The following is a 19348-nucleotide window of genomic DNA, read 5'->3' as shown; positions in this document are numbered from 1 at the left end:
ACTGCGAGGCCTCGATGTCCGAAATGTCCGGAAAGTTTTAGGCAAAACTGTCGCCTAGGCGAGCGGGTCAGTCTCGGGAGAGCCAGAGCTCTTCCAGGTCCAGTTGGTGCATCACGCGGCGCAGGACCTCGTCGTCGAGGCGGCGTTCGTCCCGGAAGCTGATGAAGACCTCGCGCTCGGCCGCCAGCATCTCGCCGCGGAGGCGGCGGTAGGCGGCCGACGGGGATTCGCCGAGTTCGGCGTCGGAGCGGCCGAGGCGTTCCCAGGCCTGGTTGCTGCGCTGCTGCGAGGCCTGGCGGAGCACGCCGGTGATCTCGTCGTAGCGGTTCGTGCCCGCGGTGAGCTCATCGAGCCGCTCCTGCGCCTTGCGAGCCGCGACCTGCTGGGCCTCGGCCTCGGCCAGCGCGTCGGTGTAGTCCTCGCCACCGCGCACCCCGAGCGCCCTGATCAACCGGGAAAGCGTGGTGCCCTGCAACAACAACGTCGCGAGGGTCACGAAGAAGGTCAGGAACAGCACTTCCGAGCGGTGCGGGAAGGGCTCGCCGGTATCGGTGAACGCGGGAATCGCCGAGGCCGCAGCCAGCGACACCACACCGCGCATCCCGGCCCAGGACACGATCGCCCAGTGCCGCCAGTCCGGCCGCTTGCCGCGCAGCTTCGCCGGCAGGTACATGACGCCGAACACCCACACCACCCGTGCCAGCAGCACGGCCGCGGTCAGCAGAACCCCGGTCAGCAGCAGCGGTCCGAACGCGGTCGAGACCCCGGCCACGACGGTGCTCAACTGCAACCCGATCAACGCGAACACCACCGCTTCGAGCAGCGTGTCGGCCGCGCTCCACACCGCGCGGTCCTGCAGCCGGGTCGCCGCGTTGCGCGCGGTCGAGCGGTGCCCCAGGTACAGGCCGGCCACCACCACGGCCAGCACTCCGGAGGCGTGCACCTCCTCGGCGATCAGGTAGGCGGCGAACGGCACGATCAGCCCGACCGCGCTCTCCAGCATGTCGTCGCGCAGCAGCGAGCGGATCCGGTGCACGGCCCAGCCGATCGCGTAGCCGATGACCGTTCCGCCGATCGCGGCCAGCAGGAACGTGCCGATCCCGCTCAGCAGCGAGGTTCCGGTACCGATCGCCGCAGCCACGGCGACCCGGTAGGCGGTCAGCGCGGTCGCGTCGTTGACCAGGCTTTCCCCGCTGAGCACCGTCATGATCCGGCGCGGCAGCCCGACGCGCCGCCCGATGGCGGTCGCCGCCACCGCGTCCGGGGGCGCGATCACCGCGCCCAGCACCAGCGCCACGCTCAGCGGCAACCCCGGCAGCAGCGCCCACGCGGTCAGCCCGGCCGCCGCGGTGGAGAACAGCACCAGGCCGACCGCCAGCAGACCGATCGGCCGCAGGTTCGCCCGGATCCCGATCGACGAGCTGTTCAGCGCCGCGGTGTAGAGCAGCGGCGGCAGGATCAGCAGCAGGATCACCTGCGGGTCGATGGTGTAGTTCGGCACGCCCGGAACGGCCGACGCCCCGAGCCCCACCACGACCAGCACCAGCGGAGCCGACACCCCCAGCCTCCGGGACACGGCGGTGACCGCCAGCGCTCCCACCAGCAGGGCGATCACTGCGGGAAGCTCGTGCATGCTCACTCCGGTGCGGCGTGGTTCTCTTCGAGCGGACATTCTGGTCGCACCGCAGGCTCCGCGGCCGGTGACGCGCGGAGCGGTCGGTGCAGCAGGCAGCCACGAGGAGGGAACCGCGATGTCCGAACGTTGCGCGCACCTGAGTGCCGCGTCCACCCGCGACCCGGCCCCCAGCACCCGGGGCGGTTGCGCGGGCTGCGCGGCCGTGGGCGAACAGGTCTGGGCGCACCTGCGGTTGTGCACCGAGTGCGGATACGTGGGCTGCTGCGACTCCAGCCCGCGGCGGCACGCCAGCGCGCATCACCGGGAGACCGGCCACCCGGTGGTGCGGTCGTTCGAACCGGGCGAGTCCTGGATGTGGTGCTACGAGGACGAACAACTCGGCCGCTAGCCCTGCCGGCGGGAGTGCTCCTCCAGAGCCTCCAGGGCGGGCGTCTTGGTCTCCTGGTCGAACTGCTCGGGATGGGGCTGCGGCGACACCGGCTCCATCTCCGGCCGGGTGGGATTGCGCCGATCCACCGACTGCATGCCCGGTTGCGACAGCGGGTGCGGTTCGGCCCGCTGGACCTGCCGGGGCCGTCGGCGCGCAGACGGCTCGGTGGCGATGTAGAGGGCCTGGATCAGCAGCACGGCCACCCCCATGACCAGCGCGCCGACCGCCAGGTAGAGAGCGTTGTAGTTTTCGCGGTCGAACCACCACAGCACCGCGGCCACGCCGAACGCGGCACCGCAGACGACGGCGAGGGCGTGGAACAGCAGGTGGACGGCGTAACCCCGCATGGTCCGACACCTCCGATCGACGAACGCGACGAAAGCCCGCTCCCGCGAGCACGCGTGCCCGCGGGTTTCGGGGTTGCCCAGGTCAACGCCGCGAATCCGGGTCGATGGTAAGCCCGGTCGTCCCCTGGTCGCTGGGTCGAAGACCGGCTTACCGGCTCGATGATCAGCAAAAACGATGTTTCACCCGTTAGGGCGACGGGCTCGCGGCGCATCCGGCGCGGCTCGGGGTCGAGCCCTACCGTGGAAGACGAGAGGTCACAGTGGATCTGTGCGGGTGCGGGCGCTTTTCACGCGCGACGGTCGATGCGCGGCCCGCCCGCGATCATGAATTCGAGCCGGGGACGAGTGTGGCCTCGCGACTTCGTGGGGGTGGTGCCGGTGATCAATTCGTTGAGCGGTTTCGCGGTGGCGGCGGTGGCCGGCCTCGGCACGATCATCGGCATGCTGCTTGTGATGGTCCGGGTGGAGCAGGCGCTGGTCGGCACCGGAACAGCGCGTGGCAGGCACCGCCGGCCCGGGCGCCTGCGCTCGGCCGACCGCACCCGGCGAGCGAACCCCCGGCGCAGGTCGCTTCCGGGTGGTGCCGCCGTCCCGGCCTTGGTGCGCGCGATGGGCGCGGTGCGCCGTCCCCGCGAGGTGGTCTCGGCCGGTGGCCCCGGTGCGATGCGGCGTCCGGGGATCCGGCACTCGTTCGACCCGCCTATTGCACGCGGAAGTCGGCGAAGTCGAAGCCCGGTGACACCACGCAGGTGACCAGCGTCTCCACGGTCGCCGCGGCGACCGCGCACTGCCACGTCCCGGCGGGGATCACCGCCTGCGGCGACTGACCGGCACCGACCCCCAGGGCGATCTGCTGCGGGTCGGTGCCCGGCTCCTCGCCGGTGCCGCCCAGCCACAGCGTCAACGGGCCGCCGCGGTGCCACAGCCAGACCTCGTCGGAGGCGACCTGATGCCACGCCGAGCGCTGGCCGGGCGGGAGCAGGAAGTAGATCGTCGTAGCGGTCGGCCTGGTGCCGTTGGGATGCTCGACATGCATCGGGCTGGTCCAGCTGCGGCGGTACCAGCCGCCCTCCGGATGCGGCATCAGGTCGAATTCCTCGGCGGTGCGGCTGCGCGTCTCCAGCGACAGGAAGGTTCCCCGCACATCGCGCCGCGCGTACCGGACGCTGATCACCGCTCCCCGCTCGATCGGTCCGTAGACGTGCGGGAACAGCGTGTCACCGGACACCCCGGGCGGTGGCGCCGGTGCCGCGGCCTCCCAGCGAACCGGGGCAGAGAGCTTCTCCGGGTTCAGCTCCACGGCGACCATCGGCTCGGTCACGTCGGAGTAGAGCGCGTTGGCCACGGCGAGCGTGGTGGTCACGTCCGGTGAGCAGTGCGCGAAGCCTTCGGTGTGCAGGCTCTCGGCCACGATCGGCGCTTCCTTGTCGGCTTGGAAGGCGCGCAGCGGCAGCAGATGCAGCAGGGTCGATCCAGTCACCACGACAGTCTCCCTCGGAACCGGTGGCGAGCGCGATCTCCGGCGTAGGATTCGGCCCGCCCGATCACGCGCAGAAGGAGGTTCACGGCACATGCGGGTTGCGGTGCTCGACGACTACCAGGGCGTCGCGCGGAGCTGCGCCGATTGGGACTCGCTGTCGGCCGAGGTCGAGGTGTTCACCGAGCACATCTCCGATGCCGATGAGCTCGTGCGGCGGCTGGAGCCGTTCGACGTGATCGCCGCGATGCGCGAGCGCACCGGTTTCCCGCGCGCGGTGCTGGAGCGGCTTCCCGAGCTGAAACTGCTGGTCACCACCGGGATGCGCAATGCCGCCATCGACACCGAAGCGGCCCGCGAGCTGGGCGTGACCGTGTGCGGGACCGGGAGCGGATCCTCCGGCTGGGGCGCGACGGTCGAGCTCGCCTGGGGACTGATCTTCGCGCTGACCCGGCGCATCCCGGAGGAGGACCGCGGGATTCGCGAGGGCGGCTGGCAGCGCACGATCGGCCTGGAGATCGCGGGCAAGACCCTGGGCGTGGCCGGGCTGGGCAGGCTCGGTTCGCACATGGCGGGCGTCGGCAAGGCCTTCGGCATGGACGTCATCGCTTGGAGCCCCAACCTCACCGATGAGCGCGCCGCCGAGGTCGGGGTCCGCCGGGTGTCCAAGCGCGAGCTTTTCGGGACCTCGGACGTGCTGAGCATCCACCTGGTGCTCAGCGACCGCAGCCGGGGGCTGGTCTCGGCCGACGACCTGGCCCTGATGAAGCCCACGGCCTATCTGATCAACACCTCCCGCGGCCCGATCGTGGACGAGCCCGCGCTGCGCGCGGCGCTGCACGAGGGGCGGCTCGCGGGAGCGGGGATCGACGTCTACGAGAGCGAGCCGCTGCCCGCCGGCGATCCGTGGCGCAACACCCCGCGCACCGTCCTCACCCCGCACCTCGGCTACGTCACCGAGGGCACCTACCAGGCGTTCTTCCGGGAGACCGTGGAGGACATCGCGGCGTTCCGCGACGGCGAACCGATCCGGGTGCTCAACGCGGGCTGAAGCGCCCGTTTCGCTCTGAACGAGAAATGCCCCTTGACGCGGCAAGAGACTGACATCACAGTCATACCGACTGGTCGGTGTGACCCCGTCGAAGTCAAGGGAGCCTTCCGATGACCGCAAGCCCTGAGCATCCGCCGAGAACGCCGAAGAAACTCCTCACGGCGGCTCTGATCGCCAGTTCCATCGAGTGGTACGACTTCTTCATCTACGCCACGGCTGCCGCGCTGGTGTTCGGAACCACGTTCTTCCCGGACGCCACGCCGCTGATCGGCGTGCTGCTGTCGTTCGCCACCTTCTGGGCCGGGTTCATCGCCCGTCCGATCGGCGGCCTGTTCTTCGGGCACCTCGGTGACCGGATCGGCCGGAAACCGGCCGTGGTCACCTGCCTGATCCTGATGGGGCTGTCGACGTTCCTGATCGGCGTGCTGCCGGGCGCGGCCACGATCGGCGTCGCGGCTCCGCTGCTGCTGGTGACGCTGCGATTCCTGCAGGGCATCGCGGTCGGCGGGCAGTGGGGCGGCATCGTGCTGCTGCTGACCGAGAGCACCACCGGTGGCAAGCGCGGCATGGCGGGCACCTTCGGGCAGATGGGTGTGCCGTTCGGCGTGATCTCCGGCAACCTCGCGTTCCTGGGAATCGGTGCGCTGCTGGGTCCGGAAGCATTCGCCTCGTGGGGCTGGCGGTTGCCGTTCCTGTTCAGCGCGGTGCTCGCGCCGGTGGTGCTCTACATCCAGCTCAAGATCGAGGACACCCCGGTGTTCCAGGAGCTGCAGGAGCACAAGGAGCGCAAGGAGCAGCAGGTCGTGAAGGCCCCGCTGCTGGAGGTCGTGCGCGAGCACAAGCGCAGCGTGCTGCTGGGCGCAGGTCTGCTGTTCGCCACCAACACGTTCTTCTACATCGGCATTTCCGGGTTGCTCGACTACGGCACCCGCGAGCTCGGGCTGCCGCGCCAGTGGCTCCTCGGTGTCACGCTGCTGAGTTCGCTGGTGGGCATCTTCGTGATCTTCTACTCGGGTTCGCTGTCCGACCGGCTCGGCAGGCGGCCGATGATCCTGGCGGGTGCGGGCATGCTGGCGATCTGGGCGTTCCCGTTCTTCTGGCTGATCGACACCGGATCGATCTGGCTGATCGCGTTCGCCACCGTGGTCGGGACCGTGGGCCAGAGCATGACCTACGGCCCGGTCGCCGCCTACCTCAGCGAGCTCTTCGAGCCCAGGGTCCGCTACTCCGGGGCCTCGCTCGCGTACCAGTTGGCCGCGATCCTGGTCAGCGGCGGAACGCCGTTCATCATGACCGCCCTGCTGGCGGCCACCGGGACCTCGGCGTCGGTCTCGCTGTTCCTCTTCCTGATGGCCGTCTGCACCCTGGTCTCGGCGTACCTGCTGCGGGAGACCCGGGTGGGCGAGCCGAGGTCGAAGGCGACCGTCTGAGGAGCTGTTGCGGCTCGGGCTGCGTGGCGGTGCGGGCCGAGCCCCGCACCGCGTGCGGCTAGCACCGCACAACCATGACGCCCGCCGGGCAGCGATGGGGCGGTTCCACCCGGAACCGCCCCATCGCCGTCGTCCGCTCGTCGCGCGGCGGAAGCTCGATCAGACCTCGGAGGCGAGGGTCTTGACCTGCTCGATGAGGGACGCCCGCTCCTCGGCGCTGGAGGCGAACGGGGTGACGTTGAGGGTGGTCACCCCGGCTTCCTTCATCGCGGCCAAGCGCTCCTTGACGTGGCCGGCCGGTCCGATCAGCGACATCTTCTCGAGGAGGTCGCGGGGGACCTCGGCGGCGGCCTCGTCCTTCTTGCCGTCGAGGTAGAGGTCCTGGATCTTCTCCGCCTCGGCCTCGTACCCGTAGCGCTGGGCGAGGTTGTTGTAGAAGTTCTTGCCCTTGGCGCCCATGCCGCCGACGTAGAGCGCGATCATCGGGCGCACGAAGTCGACCAGGTCCTCCAGGCCCTCACCGATGGCCAGCGGCGCCTGGGCGACCACGTCGAGCGCGGGCAGCGCGGGGTCGCGCTTGGCCTTGCCCTTGGCCAGCGGCTCGCCCCAGACGTCGCCGGCCTTCTCCGGCAGGAAGAAGATCGGTTCCCACGCCTCGGCGATCTCGGAGACCAGCTCGACGTTCTTCGGGCCGATCGCGGCGATCATGATCGGGATCCGCTCGCGCACCGGGTGATTGATCAGCTTCAGCGGCTTGCCCAGGCCGGTGCCCTGGTCGTCGGGCAGCGGGATGTTGTAGTGCTTGCCGCTGTGCTGCACCTTCTCCCGGCGCCACACCTGGCGGCAGATGTCGACGATCTCGCGGGTCCGCCCCAGCGGCGCGTGGTACGGCACGCCGTGGAAGCCCTCGATCACCTGCGGCCCCGAGGCGCCGATGCCCAGGGTGAACCGGCCGTCGGAGACGAAGTCCATGCCTGCCGCGGTCATCGCGGTCAGGCTGGGGGTGCGGGTGTAGATCTGCAGGATTCCGGAGGCGATCTCCAGACGTTCGGTCTTGGCCGCGATGAACCCCATCTGACTGACCGCGTCGAAGGAATAGGCTTCGGGGACGTAGACGATGTCGAGTCCGGCCTTCTCGTAGGTGGCCAGGTCGTCGACGGTTTCCTTGAATCCTCCGCTGTAGTTCAGCGGCATCCCGATGCGCATCGGCCAAACCCTTCCGTGTCCGCGCGGCGAGGTGCGCCGGGATCGGCAGCACCGCCGAAGTTCGCATGGGAGGTTACCCGCGGGTCACTTAGCTCGGCGACCGGACGGGTGTGAGCTGCATCTCGCGAAAACTTGACTTAATCCGGATTTCGTGTCTCCGTGTTCAGTCATGAGGTACTCGCTGTTCACCAAAGACGCCGCTGCGGGCGGCGTGCGGGCGGGGGCGGCTTGAGACTCGCGTTGCTGGACATCGGTTCGGCCGCCGCCCGCCTGGAGGTCGTGGAGCTGGACGACCCGCGAATGCCGCGCGCGGCCTGGAGCGTCAAGGCGCGGACCCGATTGGCCGAGCACACCCAGGTCAGCGGTGAGGTCACCGAGGACGGTGTCCAGCGGGCGGTCGGCGCGGTGCGGCACTGCGTGCGCGCGGCCGAGGAGGTCCAGCCGGATGCCTTGATCGCGTACGGCACCGCCGCGGTCCGCGACGCCGTCAACGCCGCGGAGCTGCGCGAGCGCCTCGGCGAGGCCGCGGGCGTGCGGATCCGCGCGTTGAGCCCGAGCGACGAGGCGGCCGTGGCGCACCACGCCGCCCGGCGCTGGCGAGGCCGAAGTGGACAGATGCTGACCACAGTGGACATCGGCGGCGGCACCACCGACGTCGTCGCCGGAACGGGCGACGGCTCGCCCGAGGTCGTGGCCTTGCCGTTCGGCGCGGCTCGGCTCACCAGGACGTACCTGCCGGACGATCCGCCCGGGCCGGGCCAGGTCGCCGAACTCGCCGAGCTGCTGCGCGAAACGGTCCCCCGGGCGCTGAGCGGGCTCGCCGGGCGCGAGCTGGGGCATCCGATGGCGTTGTCCAAAGTGCTGCGGCAACTCGCGGTGCTCACCGAGAGCAGCCCGGACAGCACCGCCCGCCACCCCTATCGGCTGCGCCTTCATCGCCTCCGGCCCTGGATCCCGCAGCTGGCCGAGCTCGACCAGCGGCAGCGCGCCAAACTCCCCGGTGTCTCCCGGAATCGGGGGCGCCGGATCCTCGCAGGCGCGATGACCGCCGAACTCGTCCTCGAAACGCTGGGCATCGAGGAGCTGGAGATCTGCCCGTGGGGACTGCGCGAGGGCCTGGTCTACCTCTTCGTGGAGGCCCGGACCGAAACTCCCCGCGATGCCCTGGCCCTGGCGGGAGACCTGTTCACCTGATCGTTCGCGGAACCGGTGCGCGGTTGGAACTGCGGCGGACGGGGTGATCGGAGTAGCGTCGGTGTGCCGATGTTGCCGGTTGCCGATGGAGGGATCGCGGTGCTGTTCGTGCACCTTCTGATCACGATGGTGGCGGTGTGGGTCACCACGGCGTTGCCGGGGATCACGCTCGCCGGGCAGGACACCGCGGCGAAGATCCTCACCCTGCTGGCGGTCTCGGTGATCTTCGGCATCGTCAACCTGGTCCTCAAGCCGATCGCCAAGACCCTCGGGTGCCTGCTCTACATCCTCACGCTCGGCCTGTTCGGCCTGGTGGTCAACGGCCTGCTGTTCTGGCTGACCAGCTACCTCGCCGGCGAGCTCGGCCTGCCGTTCCACGTGGACGGGTTCTGGCCCGCCCTGTGGGGTGCGCTGATCGTGTCGATCGTCAGCAGCGTGCTGGCCGGTCTCCTCGAGCGCGGCAGGCGCCCGGAGGAGGTCTGACCGAGCCGCCCGTTTCGCGGCTGAACGTCCGATGTCGAACCCGATACGCTTGATCGAGAGTGATCATCGGGGAGGTTTGGCGATGCGGTGCAGCCTGGACGAGTTCCGCGCGCTGCTGGCGGGGGCGGAGGTGGCGCCGGAGCTCACCGGTTTTCTCGGCGCGGTCCCGGCGGAGGGCGAGCTGCCGGAGGGGGACTGGACCGAGGTGCTGCGCGCGCTGCGGACCGCCTCGGTGCTCGGGTTCGCCGAGGTCGGCGGAGCCGAGCCGGTGCGCGGGCTGGTCGCGATCGGGGACGGCGGCATCCGGGTGCGCGTGCGGGACGGGCAGGTGACCACCGACGTGATGCGCAACGACGCTCCCTGGCCCGCCCTGGTCGGCTGCCTGCCGGAACGCGAACCTGCCGCGGGTTGCGAGGTCACGGTGCCCACGGAGGAGCTCGCCGAGGCCCGGACCGAGTGCGATGCCCGCGAGCCGGACGCGGAGCGGTTCGCCCACGAGCTCAGGCGGCGCCTGGTGCCGCCCGACGACGCGCGAGCGGTGGCCGACCTGCTCACCTGCGTCGACGACTTCAGCGCTCGGCTCTCGGTCGCCTGGCGGCCCGACGGCCGGGTCCACCACTGGCCCCGGCACGTCGAGATCCGCCACGCCGCCACCGGCCGGGTCGCGATCGTCCCGGAAGCACCGGACGACGGCTTCACCCTCGTCGCCCCGGCCGATACCTACCTGCTGTCCAAATCGCTGCAGGAGTACCTGGAACACCTGTCGGGCACCCGATACTAGGGAAAGTCCTGGGAATCCGGCCGTTCCGCCGGAGTGGGAGCGCCCGCGCCGCTCCTAGTCCTTGGCCAGGCGCTCGGCGATGTCCCTGCCGATGAGCAGCGACGCGGTCGCCGCGGGGGACGGCGCGTTGAGCACGTGGACCCAGCGGGAGTCCTGGACGACCAGGAAGTCGTCGACGAGGGTTCCGTCCGGTGCGACCGCCTGGGCGCGCACGCCCGCCTCGGAGCGCAGCAGATCGTGTCCGCGCAGCCCCGGCAGCAGTCGCTGGGCGGCCCGGACGAAGAGGGGTTTGACGGCCGAGCGGGCGATTTCGGCGGCTCCGGTGCGCCAGTACTTCTTGGCCAGCACGCGCAGCCCCGGGTCGCGCACCAGGCGGCGCAGGTGCTCCGGCGAGATCGCTCCCCAGCGGTAGCCCTCGCGGGCCAGCGCCGGCACCGCGTTGGGGCCGATGTGCAGGCCGCCGTCGATCATCCGCGTCAGGTGCACCCCGAGGAACGGGAAGGCCGGGTCGGGGACCGGGTAGACCAGCGCGTTGACCAGGTCCCGGGTGAACGAGGTCGTCTCGTAGTACTCCCCGCGGAAGGGCAGCACCCGGGCGGGCGGCGTGGTCCCGGCCAGCTCGGCGACCGCGTCGCTGTGCAGCCCGGCGCAGTTGACCGCCCGGCGGGTGCGGATCTCTCCGTCGCTGGTCAGCAGCACCAGCTGCGCGGGGTCCTGGCGCACGCCGAGCAGTTCGGTGCCGGACCGCAGGTCGACCCCGCGTTCGGCGAGCAGCTGGGCGAGCTTGCGCGCCACCTCGGCGAAGTCGGTGATCCCGGCATCGGGGACCTCCAGCGCCCGGATTCCGGCCACGTTGGGTTCGCGCTCGCGCAACCCCGCTCGGTCGAGCTCGGTGACCGCGACGCCGTTGGCGGTGCCGCGCCGGTGCAGCTCGGCGAGCCGGTCCAGCTGGTCGGGTGAGGTGGCCACCACGACCTTGCCGGTGCGTCGCACCGGGATGCCGTGGTCGGCGCAGAACCGGTACATCGCCTCGCCGCCGGCCCGGGCGAAGCGGGCCTTCGTGCTGCCCGGCGGGTAGTACAGCCCGCTGTGGATGACACCGGAGTTGTGCCCGGTCTGGTGCGCTCCCCAGTGCCGTTCCTTGTCCAGCACGGTGATCCGCAGACCGGGTTGCTGCTCGATCAGCGCGTGGGCGGTCGCCAGGCCCACGATGCCGCCGCCGATGATCGTCACGTCGTTGGCCATGAGCGACATCCTGTTAGCTCGGGCGGCGGGATTCCAGTCCACCGGGGCGGAGGAGGTTCGTCCGGAAACGCTGGGTACGCCCGAGATGATCTTGATGGGTCATGATCACCCTGTGCTAGGGTTCGTTCATTCTGTCGGGCGAACGGTTTTCGTTTCGACAGTGATATCGGCTCGGATGTGAACAGAGGGTCGCCACCGGCCGCTCCGTCCCTTCCGCGCCGCTTTGCCGCGCCGGCATCGAGGCTTGGTCGCGGGGTCCTGCTGAGTTGAGCCGCGAAGCTCCGGAGGGGTTGTCGCGGCGCGGTTCGACAGTTGCGGAGCGCTGTGACGCGGAGCAGTTCGGGTACTGGGCACGGCACGATTCGGGCGGGCCTGACACGCGTCGGCGTGGTACCCACCATCATCCTGCTGGCCATCTGGTTGGTCTTCTCGGCCGTCCCGGTGTACCAGGTGATCCACTCGCGCACCCTCGCCGCGCAGGCGCGCGAGGCCGCCGTTCCCGCCGCGACCGCGCTGACCGAGCTGCGCGCCGAGCGCGGCCTGTCGGTCGAGGTGCTCGCGGGGGCGGCCGAACCGGACCGGCTCGAGAGTCAGCGGTCGAGGACCGACCGCGAGATCGCCGCGATGCGCCGCTCGCTGCGCGCCCTGGCCGAGGACGCTCCGGCCGCGGTCGTCTCGCGCATCCGCACGCTGGACAGCCTGATCACGCAGCTGCCCCGGCAGCGCGATCGGGTCGACTCCGAACAGGGGGGGCGCGCCGAAACCCTGGACTACTACAACAAGGTCCTCGATTCCGGCATCGAGCTGTTCGAGACCCAGTCCCACTTCGGCCCGGACTTGCAGAGCGGGCGCGCGGGTCACGTCGCCACCGAGCTGTTCCGCTCCGCCGACCAGATGTCGCGCGCCGCAGCGCTGGGCACGGCCGCGCTGGCCGCCGGCGAGTTCACCCGGGCCGAGCACCTGGAGTTCGCCGGTTTCGTCGGCGCCTACCGGGACACCATCGAGGCCGAACTTCCCGCAGCGGCCGGCCGACCGGCGGCGCTGAGCCGCGAGCTCGCCGAAAGCCAAGCCTGGCAGCGGTTGTCGGCTCTGGAGGACGAGCTGGTCGAGCACCCGCCGCAGCGGCCCGGCGCCTTCGACGTGGACCGGGCCGAATGGCAGCAGGTCACCGGCGAGGTCGCCGAGGACCTGTCCCGGATCTCGCTCGCGCAGACCCGAGCGGGCGCGGACCTGGGCGTGCACAACGCCGACGGCAGGCTCACCGGGATCGTCATCTCCAGCCTGATCGCGCTGGGCGCGATGCTGCTGGGCATCCTGCTCGCGGTCCGCAACGCTCGGCGGCTGGTCAACAAGTTCCTGGTGAGCAGGCTCGAGTCACTGCGCGACGACACCCTGACGCTGGCCAGCGATCGGCTGCCCAGCGTGATGGATCGGCTGGAGGACGGCGACGACGTCGCCGTGGAAGCCGAGCTCGCGCCGCTGGACTACGGCTCCGACGAGATCGGTCAGGTCGCCGAGGCCTTCAGCACCGCCCACCACACCGCCATCCTCGCCGCGATCAACCAGAACCAGGCCAAGACCGGTGCGAACAAGGTCTTCCTGGGCATCGCGCACCGCAACCAGGGCCTGGTGCACCGCCAGCTCAAGGTGCTCGACAAGATGGAGCGCAGCGAGGAGCACCCCGAGCGCCTCGACGGGCTGTTCCAGCTCGACCACCTGGCCACCCGCGCCCGCCGCAACGCCGAGAGCCTGATCATCCTCGCCGGCGAGAAGCCCGGCAGGCAGTGGCGCAAGCCGGTTCGGTTGGTCGACGTGGTGCGCTCGGCGGTGGCCGAGACCGAGCACTACTACCGGATCCGGGTGCAGCCGACCCCCGAGGTGTCGTTGATCGGCGCTGCGGTCGGCGACGTGATCCACCTGCTCGCCGAGCTGATGGACAACGCCACGTCGTTCTCCCCTCCGCGCTCGCAGGTGCAGGTCCACAGCGGCGAGGCCGAGGGCGGGGTGTTCGTCCGGATCGTCGACGAGGGGCTCGGGATGCGCCCGGCCGATCTCGACGAGGCCAATTCGCTGCTGTCCAGCACCCCGAAGTTCGAGGACATCACGCTGCGCGGCGATTCCCGGCTCGGGCTGTTCGTGGTCGCCAGGCTGGCCGCTCGGCGCGGCATCGATGTCGACCTGCGCCCGGGCGAGGAGCGGGGCACGGTCGCGTTCGTGCTGCTGCCGCGGGAGATCATCGCCGGGGAAACCGGCGCTCCCCGGCCGCCCGCCGTCTCCCCGGCCGAGGAGACCGCCCCGGGAGCACCGGCCGCGGTCGAGGTGACCCGACCGGTCAGCGCGGTCCCGGCGGATCCGCCGTTCCCGTCGGCCGACCCCGACGAGCTCCCGGAACGCCCGGAACTGCCGCGCCGGAAGGGCGGCGAGAACCTGGTGCCGCAGTTGCGCGACGAGAAGGACGGCACGGTTAGCGAGGACACAGCCGCGCACACTCCGGAACGCACGCGTGGCAACATGTCCGCGTTCCAGAAGGGAACTTCGAGCGCGCGACAGGCCCGCGGCCACGAGTGATCCCGACCGACGAAGCAAGGAGCAGCGCAGCAATGAGCCAATCGATCGGTTCCGACGAGGACCTCAACTGGTTGTTGGACGACCTGGTCCATCGGGTCGTGGGCGCTCGCGACGGCGTGGTGCTCTCCGGTGATGGGCTGCTCCTTGCCAAGTCCGAGGGGCTGTCCCAGGGCGACGCGGACCACCTGTGCGCGATGGCCTCGGCGATGCAGAGCCTGGCGAAGGAGACCGGTAGGCACTTCGACGGCGGCGGCGTGCGCCAGACCGTCATCGAGCTGGAGAGCGCCTTCCTGTTCGTCACGGCCGCGGGCGAGGGCGCGTGCATGGCAGTGCTGGGCGAGGAGAACGCCGACGTCGGCATGATCGCCTACGAGATGAACCTGATGGTCGTGCGCGTGGGCAACTACCTGAGCTCGGCCCCGAGGCAGGATCCGTTGGCGCAGCTGCACCAACGCTGACGCCATGCCCCGTGATGATCAGCTCTGGCTCGACGGCGAGTCCGGACCCCTGGTGCGGCCCTACGCGATGACGCAGGGCCGCACCAGGCCGGCTCGCCCGGAGCTCGACGTCGTCACCCAGCTACTCACCTCGCGGCGGGATCTCAGGAGCTTCTCGGTGGAGCACGAGGAAATCCTGCGGCTGTGCGTCCGACCGCTGTCGCTGGCCGAGGTGGCGTCCTACTTGGACACCCCGATCGTCGTGGTCAAGGTCCTGGTCAGCGACCTCATCGACCAGGGTCAGCTGACCACCGACGCGAAGGCCAGGATGGCTTCCCCGCCAGACCGCGCGGTGCTCGAGACGGTGCTCGAGGGCCTTCGCAGGCTCTAGGATCACCGCGCTGCCCCCACCGCGACCACCTTCGAAGGAGCACCTGTCGAAATGCGCGAGCTCTACCCGGCACTGGAGCCCAACGCTTCCGGACACCTCGACGTCGGCGACGGGAACCTCGTCTACTGGGAGGAATGCGGCAACCCGGACGGCAAGCCGGTCGTGTTCCTGCACGGCGGTCCCGGTGGTGGCTGCTCCCCGGCCCACCGCAGGCTCTTCGACCCGGCGGCCTACCGCGTCGTGCTGTTCGACCAGCGCGGGTGCGGGCGCAGCACGCCCGACGCGGGCGTGTTCGGGGCCGATCTGAGCACCAACACGACCTGGCACCTGGTCGCGGACGTGGAGCGGCTGCGCGAGCACCTCGGCATCGAGCGCTGGCAGGTGTTCGGCGGTTCCTGGGGGAGCACGCTCGCGCTGGCCTACGCCGAGACGCATCCGGGGCGGGTCACCGACCTCGTGCTGCGCGGGATCTTCACCATGCGGCAGTCCGAAGTGGACTGGTACTACGGGGGAGGAGCGGCGAACCTGTTCCCGGACCGCTGGGCGGAGCTGATCGCGCTCGTCCCGGAATCCGAGCGGCACGACCTGGTCGGTGCCTACCACCGGCTGCTGCACGATCCCTCGGAACAGGTCCGGGAGAACGCCGCGAGCGCTTGGAGCCGTTGGGAGGCGAGCCTGATCGGCTTGCTGCCGCGTCCCGAAATGGTCGAGGCGTTCAGCGAACCCGGCTTCGCCAAGACCTTCGCGGGGATCGAAGTGCACTACTTCCACCACCGGGCCTGGCTGGAAGAGGGCCAACTGATCGACAACGCCCATCGCCTGCACGGCATCCCGGGCACGATCGTCCAAGGCCGCTACGACGTCATCACCCCCGCCTCCACCGCCTGGGACCTGGCCCGGGCCTGGCCGGAAGCGGACCTGCAGCTCATCCCGGACGCGGGCCACGCCTACGACGAACCGGGCATCCTGAACGCCCTCGTCGAAGCCACCGACCGATACCGCTAACCCACGATCGTGCGCCCGCGACAGTTTGCCTGATTGGACATTTCGGTTCGGGGTTTGCGTGGCGGTGCCGGGAGCGGAACCTCAGACGCCGCCGGGCTGCGGGATCCGCTGCTTGAGTAGCCACCTGCGCGGCGCTGCGGCTGTCCTCGCCCGACGACGCCTGAGAACCTGCAGCGGCGCAGGCTGAGTCCCCCACCTGAAACAGCGGCTCCACCGCATTCTGCAAGGACCCCTAAACCGCGAGGGCTTCGGCGCCCGAAATGTCCGGACAGTTATAGGCAAAACTGTCACGGGCCTCAGTCGGGGAGGAGACGTGCGGTGTAGCCCGCGTCGACGAGGCGGTGGTAGGCGGCTTCGACCTCGTTCGGGACGTGCTGGGGAATGGCGAAGCCGCGCCGCGCGTAGCGCCAGATTCGCTGGGTGTCGCCGACCAGCATGTTGATCACGCGGGCCGCGTCACCGATGGAGTAGGCGTAGTCGTCCAGGGGCATGCGCCGTGCGCTGCACACGACGTCGATCTCCGGCCAGATCTTCTTGGCCGTGGCATAGGCCCGCCGCTGCTGGTACGGCTTGGACACGAGCAGCAGCGAGGAGACGTCCACGCCCTCGGCCCGGAGCAGCTCGCGGGTGAGTTCGATGTTCTCGCCGGTGTTGGTCGCACGTGCCTCCACCAGGATCGCGGAGTCCGGAACGCCGCGTTCCAAGGCGCGTTCCCGGTAGTGCACGGCTTCGCCTCGGGGGAACCGCTCGGCGGTGGTCGGCGCGTTCGCACCGGTGAACACGACCCCGGGGAAGTAGCCCTGGTGGAAGAGATCGGCGACGTGGTCGGCGACGCCGAGATCGTGGCTGCCGAGACCGACGCCGACATCGCAAGGCCGCAGCTCGTGGCGCGGATCCTGGTAGTCCCACAGGATCTCCACATCCGCGCGAAGCTCCGCGGGAACGATGTTCGACGCGTTCATGGTCGAGGTTCACGATATCCGGTGACCGCGTTCGGGGCGCGGACCCGTTCCCACCACCTGCGAGTCAGGGCGCGGTGGTGACCAGCTCGGCCATGCTCCCGATGATCGCGTCCGGCTGGTGGGGCTCGAACCGCTCTCGCTCGCTCGGTTCGGCGCCGTAGGCGATGATCGCGGTTCCGGCGTGCCGAGCCGCCTCGAGGTCCGCTGCGGAATCGCCGATCATGACGCATTCCTCGGCAGCCGCGCCGAGCTGATTCATGGCCTGCTGGAGCAAGAACGGAGCTGGCTTGAGCTCGGCGAGCTGCGAGCTGGTCCGGGCCGACACAGCGGCGACCGACCCCGCGAGGCCCCGCGCGTGCAGGTACGCCTGCACCGCGTGCTCCGAGAGGTTGGACACCACCGCGGCCCGAACCCCGCGGCCGTGCAATGCCCGGAGCAACTCGGCGGCAGCGGGTGTCGGCGACGCGCGGGACACCGCACGGATCTCCAGCTGGCGAAGCTTCTGCTCGACTCGCTCGACGAGCCCGTCGTGCTGCAGGGCGTGTTCGAGCACGGCGAACGGGTCCGGCCCGGCCCGGAGCCGCTCCGGCAGCCGTTCCGGGAACAGCGCTTGCAGCTCGAGGAAGAACTCGCGGTCGCTCGATCCGCTGAAGGCGGCGCAGATCGGACCGTCGAAGCCGAGCAGCACCACGCCGTATCGCTCGAGGAACTCGGACGGACTCGTCATCGCGCGGCCTCCCGGGACGGATCGTGTTCCATCCCGATTCTGTACCGCCCGCCGCTTGATCCGGGATGACGGCCGGTCGTGGCGACCGCTCCTCGCAAATCCGGCAGTCGAGGGTCTGCATTCGTCGCCGCCCCGGTGTGCTCCGCTCATCGTGCAGCGTCCTGCGTTTCCGCGAGTTCTGGGCTTCCTTGGCCGACGCGCTGGGGGAGCGGCACCGAGAGGCTCACCCCACTGAGGCGAAGGTGGTTCAGGCCATTGCCAAGAACGCTGCGGGTGGCCTGAATTTCCACGATCTCCGCCACTCCTACGCGACCTGATTCGTGGACGACGGAGTCCCGGTAAACCGGGTTCAGCGGGTGCTCGGGCACAGCGGTCATCAACAACGCTGGATCTCTACGCGCACCGGACGGATGGCGGTGACCGCATCCTTGAGGCGCTTCGAGACGACTGAAGAACGCGGAACCGCTGTGACGTCGCGATCATCGGATGCTTAGTTTTTGCTTAGTCCGAGCTCGGTGACCAAATGGGAAAGACCCTGGTCTGATCTCCGTGTGGAGCTCTGACCAGGGTCTTTCTTGTGTGGGCGATACTGGGATCGAACCAGTGACCTCTTCGGTGTGAACGAAGCGCTCTCCCCCTGAGCTAATCGCCCTCGTTCTTTTGTCGTTCCCCGCTCTCGCGGCGACATGGAGAACTTTACACGATCGAATTCAGGGCCCGAACAGGGGGGAGGCCAACCAGCTCCACCGCAGCCCGACCCACTCGCCGAAGGTGTCGAAAATGCCCAGCAGCCACAGCGTGACCAGCACGATCATCCCGGTGGTCGCCATGATCGCCAGTTTCGTGGCGAGGTGCTGGCGTCCGAGCCAGCGGGTCCAGCGGTGGTAGTAGCGCTTGGCGAACATGTTGACCCGGTGCGCCCACGAGAACTCGGTGGCGAGGATTCCGAGGCCGGCGAAGACGACGAGCCAGCCGGGGCCGGGGTAGGGGATCATCGCGATGCCGGCGAGGAGCACGATGGTGCCGAAGGCGCCGAGCACGACGCGGTAGGTCATGTTCATGCCCGGCTTGCGGCGGACCCGCTCGCGGTAGTCGTGGAGCCGGACGCGCACCGCGTGCAGCCGCCGCTTGGACCGGTGCGCGTCGTTGGGCTGCCGGCCTTCGTCGGGCTGGGGGTCTTCGTTGACCGGGTCCGCGCCGGCGTGACGGGATCCCGGCTCGGCTTTGTTGTTCACAGGGGGACTCACCTGTCCGGTCTGGTGCCGCGGGCTCGATTGCTGTGAGCTCAGGATACGGTCGCGCACGCACTTGGGCCGGGGCCCGTGGACACGCGACGGCCGCACAGTCTCCCGCAGGCCGGTGAACAGCGGTTGGCTGTCAAGCGGACACTCGGGTGCTCGCCCCACGGCGGCGTGTCTGAATTGTGATTGGGATCATCGTCGGCTCTACGATGGGTCGTGATCGTCGGCCACGCGGTGGCGCTTCGATCCTGGTCACACTGTGACGCCCGACTCGACCAGCCGTTCGGTTTCGTGCGTGGCCAGTAACTAACGCGAGGATTTCGATTAGCCCGATACGGTGACATGGCGTGGTGGACATCTCATGCAGGCACGCTTCAGGGAAATGCGAAGGGCTTTTGTCGCCTATTCTAAGTGGGACGCCGAACGAGGCGGCGAAGCGTGAACGCGGTGGTCAACCGACACGTGGAGCGAGGTTCGCGAGGCGTTGAGCGACGGATCGAAGGCCAGGCTCAAGCACGGTTAGCCCGGTTACTGCAAGTAGTCGGTAGTGGCGCTGGGTGGGCAACGGTCTTGAGACCGACCGCTCGACATCAGAAGAGTTGGCGGCAGGGAAAACGAACACGCTGCGCGCTCGCGTGATTGCCCTACGAATTGGGTTGTGGCCCGACCGGGTGATGTATGCGGGAGTTGCGAGTAAATCTGCCCGCCGACGCGTCACAACTGTGTTGCTCGGTCGA

The 19348-nt window shown here is 69.8% G+C and carries 19 protein-coding genes and 1 tRNA gene; 10 read left to right on the top strand and 10 right to left on the bottom strand.

Features of this window, described 5'->3' with window-relative positions; all coding sequences use genetic code 11:
• Positions 1-67 precede the first annotated feature (67 nt).
• Positions 68-1633 carry a Na+/H+ antiporter gene (locus tag ABD289_RS12210; RefSeq protein ID WP_344130384.1) on the bottom strand — a complete coding sequence of 522 codons (1566 nt, stop codon included), beginning with the start codon at positions 1631-1633 and terminating at the stop codon, positions 68-70.
• 118 nt (positions 1634-1751) lie between these two features.
• Here ABD289_RS12210 and ABD289_RS12205 point away from each other — a divergent pair, with 118 nt between their 5' ends.
• Positions 1752-2024 carry a UBP-type zinc finger domain-containing protein gene (locus tag ABD289_RS12205; RefSeq protein WP_344130380.1) on the top strand — a complete coding sequence of 91 codons (273 nt, stop codon included), beginning with the start codon at positions 1752-1754 and terminating at the stop codon, positions 2022-2024.
• Here the strand turns inward: ABD289_RS12205 and ABD289_RS12200 are convergent.
• The 3 genes from ABD289_RS12200 to ABD289_RS12190 all read right to left on the bottom strand — a co-directional run bounded on the left by ABD289_RS12200 (position 2021) and on the right by ABD289_RS12190 (position 3893).
• Positions 2021-2413 carry a hypothetical protein gene (locus ABD289_RS12200; protein WP_344130377.1) on the bottom strand — a complete coding sequence of 131 codons (393 nt, stop codon included), beginning with the start codon at positions 2411-2413 and terminating at the stop codon, positions 2021-2023. The genes ABD289_RS12205 and ABD289_RS12200 overlap by 4 nt on opposite strands.
• Positions 2414-2700: 287 nt before the next feature.
• Positions 2701-2856, bottom strand: a complete 156-nt coding sequence (locus ABD289_RS12195) for a hypothetical protein (RefSeq protein WP_344130374.1) — start codon at positions 2854-2856, stop codon at positions 2701-2703.
• A gap of 257 nt (positions 2857-3113) precedes the next feature.
• Complete coding sequence (locus ABD289_RS12190) at positions 3114-3893, bottom strand: cupin domain-containing protein (RefSeq protein ID WP_344130371.1); 780 nt, start codon at positions 3891-3893, stop codon at positions 3114-3116.
• Between the two features lie 91 nt (positions 3894-3984).
• Here ABD289_RS12190 and ABD289_RS12185 point away from each other — a divergent pair, with 91 nt between their 5' ends.
• Both ABD289_RS12185 and ABD289_RS12180 read left to right on the top strand, forming a co-directional pair.
• Positions 3985-4941: a D-2-hydroxyacid dehydrogenase family protein gene (locus ABD289_RS12185; RefSeq protein ID WP_344130368.1), complete on the top strand. Its 957-nt coding sequence runs from the start codon at positions 3985-3987 to the stop codon at positions 4939-4941.
• Positions 4942-5051: 110 nt separating this feature from the next.
• Complete coding sequence (locus ABD289_RS12180; protein WP_344130365.1) at positions 5052-6371, top strand: MFS transporter; 1320 nt, start codon at positions 5052-5054, stop codon at positions 6369-6371.
• Between the two features lie 159 nt (positions 6372-6530).
• On the opposite strand, the gene ABD289_RS12175 is transcribed toward ABD289_RS12180, so the two are convergent.
• Positions 6531-7577 carry an LLM class F420-dependent oxidoreductase gene (locus tag ABD289_RS12175; RefSeq protein ID WP_344130362.1) on the bottom strand — a complete coding sequence of 349 codons (1047 nt, stop codon included), beginning with the start codon at positions 7575-7577 and terminating at the stop codon, positions 6531-6533.
• A 228-nt stretch (positions 7578-7805) separates the two neighbouring features.
• Here ABD289_RS12175 and ABD289_RS12170 point away from each other — a divergent pair, with 228 nt between their 5' ends.
• The 3 genes from ABD289_RS12170 (at position 7806) to ABD289_RS12160 (ending at position 10035) form a co-directional block, all read left to right on the top strand.
• Positions 7806-8771: a Ppx/GppA phosphatase family protein gene (locus ABD289_RS12170; protein WP_344130359.1), complete on the top strand. Its 966-nt coding sequence runs from the start codon at positions 7806-7808 to the stop codon at positions 8769-8771.
• A gap of 69 nt (positions 8772-8840) precedes the next feature.
• Positions 8841-9254: a phage holin family protein gene (locus ABD289_RS12165; RefSeq protein ID WP_344130356.1), complete on the top strand. Its 414-nt coding sequence runs from the start codon at positions 8841-8843 to the stop codon at positions 9252-9254.
• 82 nt (positions 9255-9336) lie between these two features.
• A complete protein-coding gene (locus ABD289_RS12160) occupies positions 9337-10035 on the top strand; it encodes an ESX secretion-associated protein EspG (RefSeq protein ID WP_344130353.1) in 699 nt (232 codons plus the stop codon).
• 54 nt (positions 10036-10089) lie between these two features.
• On the opposite strand, the gene lhgO is transcribed toward ABD289_RS12160, so the two are convergent.
• Positions 10090-11280, bottom strand: coding sequence for an L-2-hydroxyglutarate oxidase (gene lhgO / locus ABD289_RS12155; protein WP_344130350.1), 1191 nt, complete (start codon positions 11278-11280; stop codon positions 10090-10092).
• A gap of 387 nt (positions 11281-11667) precedes the next feature.
• Here lhgO and ABD289_RS12150 point away from each other — a divergent pair, with 387 nt between their 5' ends.
• From ABD289_RS12150 to pip, 4 genes are read left to right on the top strand one after another with little or no spacing between them, the layout of a single operon-like run.
• A complete protein-coding gene (locus tag ABD289_RS12150) occupies positions 11668-13848 on the top strand; it encodes a sensor histidine kinase (protein ID WP_344130347.1) in 2181 nt (726 codons plus the stop codon).
• 32 nt (positions 13849-13880) lie between these two features.
• Positions 13881-14306 carry a roadblock/LC7 domain-containing protein gene (locus tag ABD289_RS12145; protein ID WP_344130343.1) on the top strand — a complete coding sequence of 142 codons (426 nt, stop codon included), beginning with the start codon at positions 13881-13883 and terminating at the stop codon, positions 14304-14306.
• Between the two features lie 4 nt (positions 14307-14310).
• Entirely contained in the window at positions 14311-14676 is a 366-nt protein-coding gene (locus ABD289_RS12140; protein ID WP_344130340.1) for a DUF742 domain-containing protein, read from the top strand.
• A gap of 51 nt (positions 14677-14727) precedes the next feature.
• On the top strand, positions 14728-15681 hold the full coding sequence (gene pip / locus ABD289_RS12135) for a prolyl aminopeptidase (RefSeq protein ID WP_344130337.1): 954 nt from the start codon (positions 14728-14730) through the stop codon (positions 15679-15681).
• A 296-nt stretch (positions 15682-15977) separates the two neighbouring features.
• On the opposite strand, the gene ABD289_RS12130 is transcribed toward pip, so the two are convergent.
• The 4 genes from ABD289_RS12130 to ABD289_RS12115 all read right to left on the bottom strand — a co-directional run bounded on the left by ABD289_RS12130 (position 15978) and on the right by ABD289_RS12115 (position 18605).
• Positions 15978-16643, bottom strand: a complete 666-nt coding sequence (locus ABD289_RS12130; protein WP_344130334.1) for a YdcF family protein — start codon at positions 16641-16643, stop codon at positions 15978-15980.
• A 64-nt stretch (positions 16644-16707) separates the two neighbouring features.
• Positions 16708-17370: an HAD family hydrolase gene (locus ABD289_RS12125; RefSeq protein ID WP_344130331.1), complete on the bottom strand. Its 663-nt coding sequence runs from the start codon at positions 17368-17370 to the stop codon at positions 16708-16710.
• Positions 17371-17950: 580 nt separating this feature from the next.
• A tRNA-Val gene (locus ABD289_RS12120) sits at positions 17951-18022 on the bottom strand.
• 58 nt (positions 18023-18080) lie between these two features.
• Complete coding sequence (locus ABD289_RS12115; RefSeq protein WP_344130328.1) at positions 18081-18605, bottom strand: TIGR02611 family protein; 525 nt, start codon at positions 18603-18605, stop codon at positions 18081-18083.
• Between the last annotated feature and the right edge of the window lie 743 nt (positions 18606-19348).

Source organism: Saccharopolyspora halophila (assembly GCF_039531955.1).
GTDB classification, from domain to species: domain Bacteria; phylum Actinomycetota; class Actinomycetes; order Mycobacteriales; family Pseudonocardiaceae; genus Saccharopolyspora; species Saccharopolyspora halophila.
Note: the sequence above shows the minus strand (reverse complement) of the source record. Positions and strands in the feature narration are given on the sequence as shown.

Excerpts from the sequence above, each read along its gene's own strand:
- ABD289_RS12140 (WP_344130340.1), top strand. The coding sequence starts at position 14,311 with ATGCCCCGTGATGATCAGCTCTGGCTCGACGGCGAGTCCGGACCCCTG.
- ABD289_RS12185 (WP_344130368.1), top strand. The coding sequence starts at position 3,985 with ATGCGGGTTGCGGTGCTCGACGACTACCAGGGCGTCGCGCGGAGCTGC.
- ABD289_RS12180 (WP_344130365.1), top strand. The coding sequence starts at position 5,052 with ATGACCGCAAGCCCTGAGCATCCGCCGAGAACGCCGAAGAAACTCCTC.
- ABD289_RS12160 (WP_344130353.1), top strand. The coding sequence starts at position 9,337 with ATGCGGTGCAGCCTGGACGAGTTCCGCGCGCTGCTGGCGGGGGCGGAG.
- ABD289_RS12145 (WP_344130343.1), top strand. The coding sequence starts at position 13,881 with ATGAGCCAATCGATCGGTTCCGACGAGGACCTCAACTGGTTGTTGGAC.
- ABD289_RS12205 (WP_344130380.1), top strand. The coding sequence starts at position 1,752 with ATGTCCGAACGTTGCGCGCACCTGAGTGCCGCGTCCACCCGCGACCCG.
- ABD289_RS12130 (WP_344130334.1), bottom strand. The coding sequence starts at position 16,643 with ATGAACGCGTCGAACATCGTTCCCGCGGAGCTTCGCGCGGATGTGGAG.
- ABD289_RS12200 (WP_344130377.1), bottom strand. The coding sequence starts at position 2,413 with ATGCGGGGTTACGCCGTCCACCTGCTGTTCCACGCCCTCGCCGTCGTC.
- lhgO (WP_344130350.1), bottom strand. The coding sequence starts at position 11,280 with ATGGCCAACGACGTGACGATCATCGGCGGCGGCATCGTGGGCCTGGCG.
- ABD289_RS12175 (WP_344130362.1), bottom strand. The coding sequence starts at position 7,577 with ATGCGCATCGGGATGCCGCTGAACTACAGCGGAGGATTCAAGGAAACC.
- ABD289_RS12210 (WP_344130384.1), bottom strand. The coding sequence starts at position 1,633 with ATGCACGAGCTTCCCGCAGTGATCGCCCTGCTGGTGGGAGCGCTGGCG.
- pip (WP_344130337.1), top strand. The coding sequence starts at position 14,728 with ATGCGCGAGCTCTACCCGGCACTGGAGCCCAACGCTTCCGGACACCTC.
- ABD289_RS12125 (WP_344130331.1), bottom strand. The coding sequence starts at position 17,370 with ATGACGAGTCCGTCCGAGTTCCTCGAGCGATACGGCGTGGTGCTGCTC.
- ABD289_RS12165 (WP_344130356.1), top strand. The coding sequence starts at position 8,841 with ATGTTGCCGGTTGCCGATGGAGGGATCGCGGTGCTGTTCGTGCACCTT.
- ABD289_RS12195 (WP_344130374.1), bottom strand. The coding sequence starts at position 2,856 with ATGCCGATGATCGTGCCGAGGCCGGCCACCGCCGCCACCGCGAAACCG.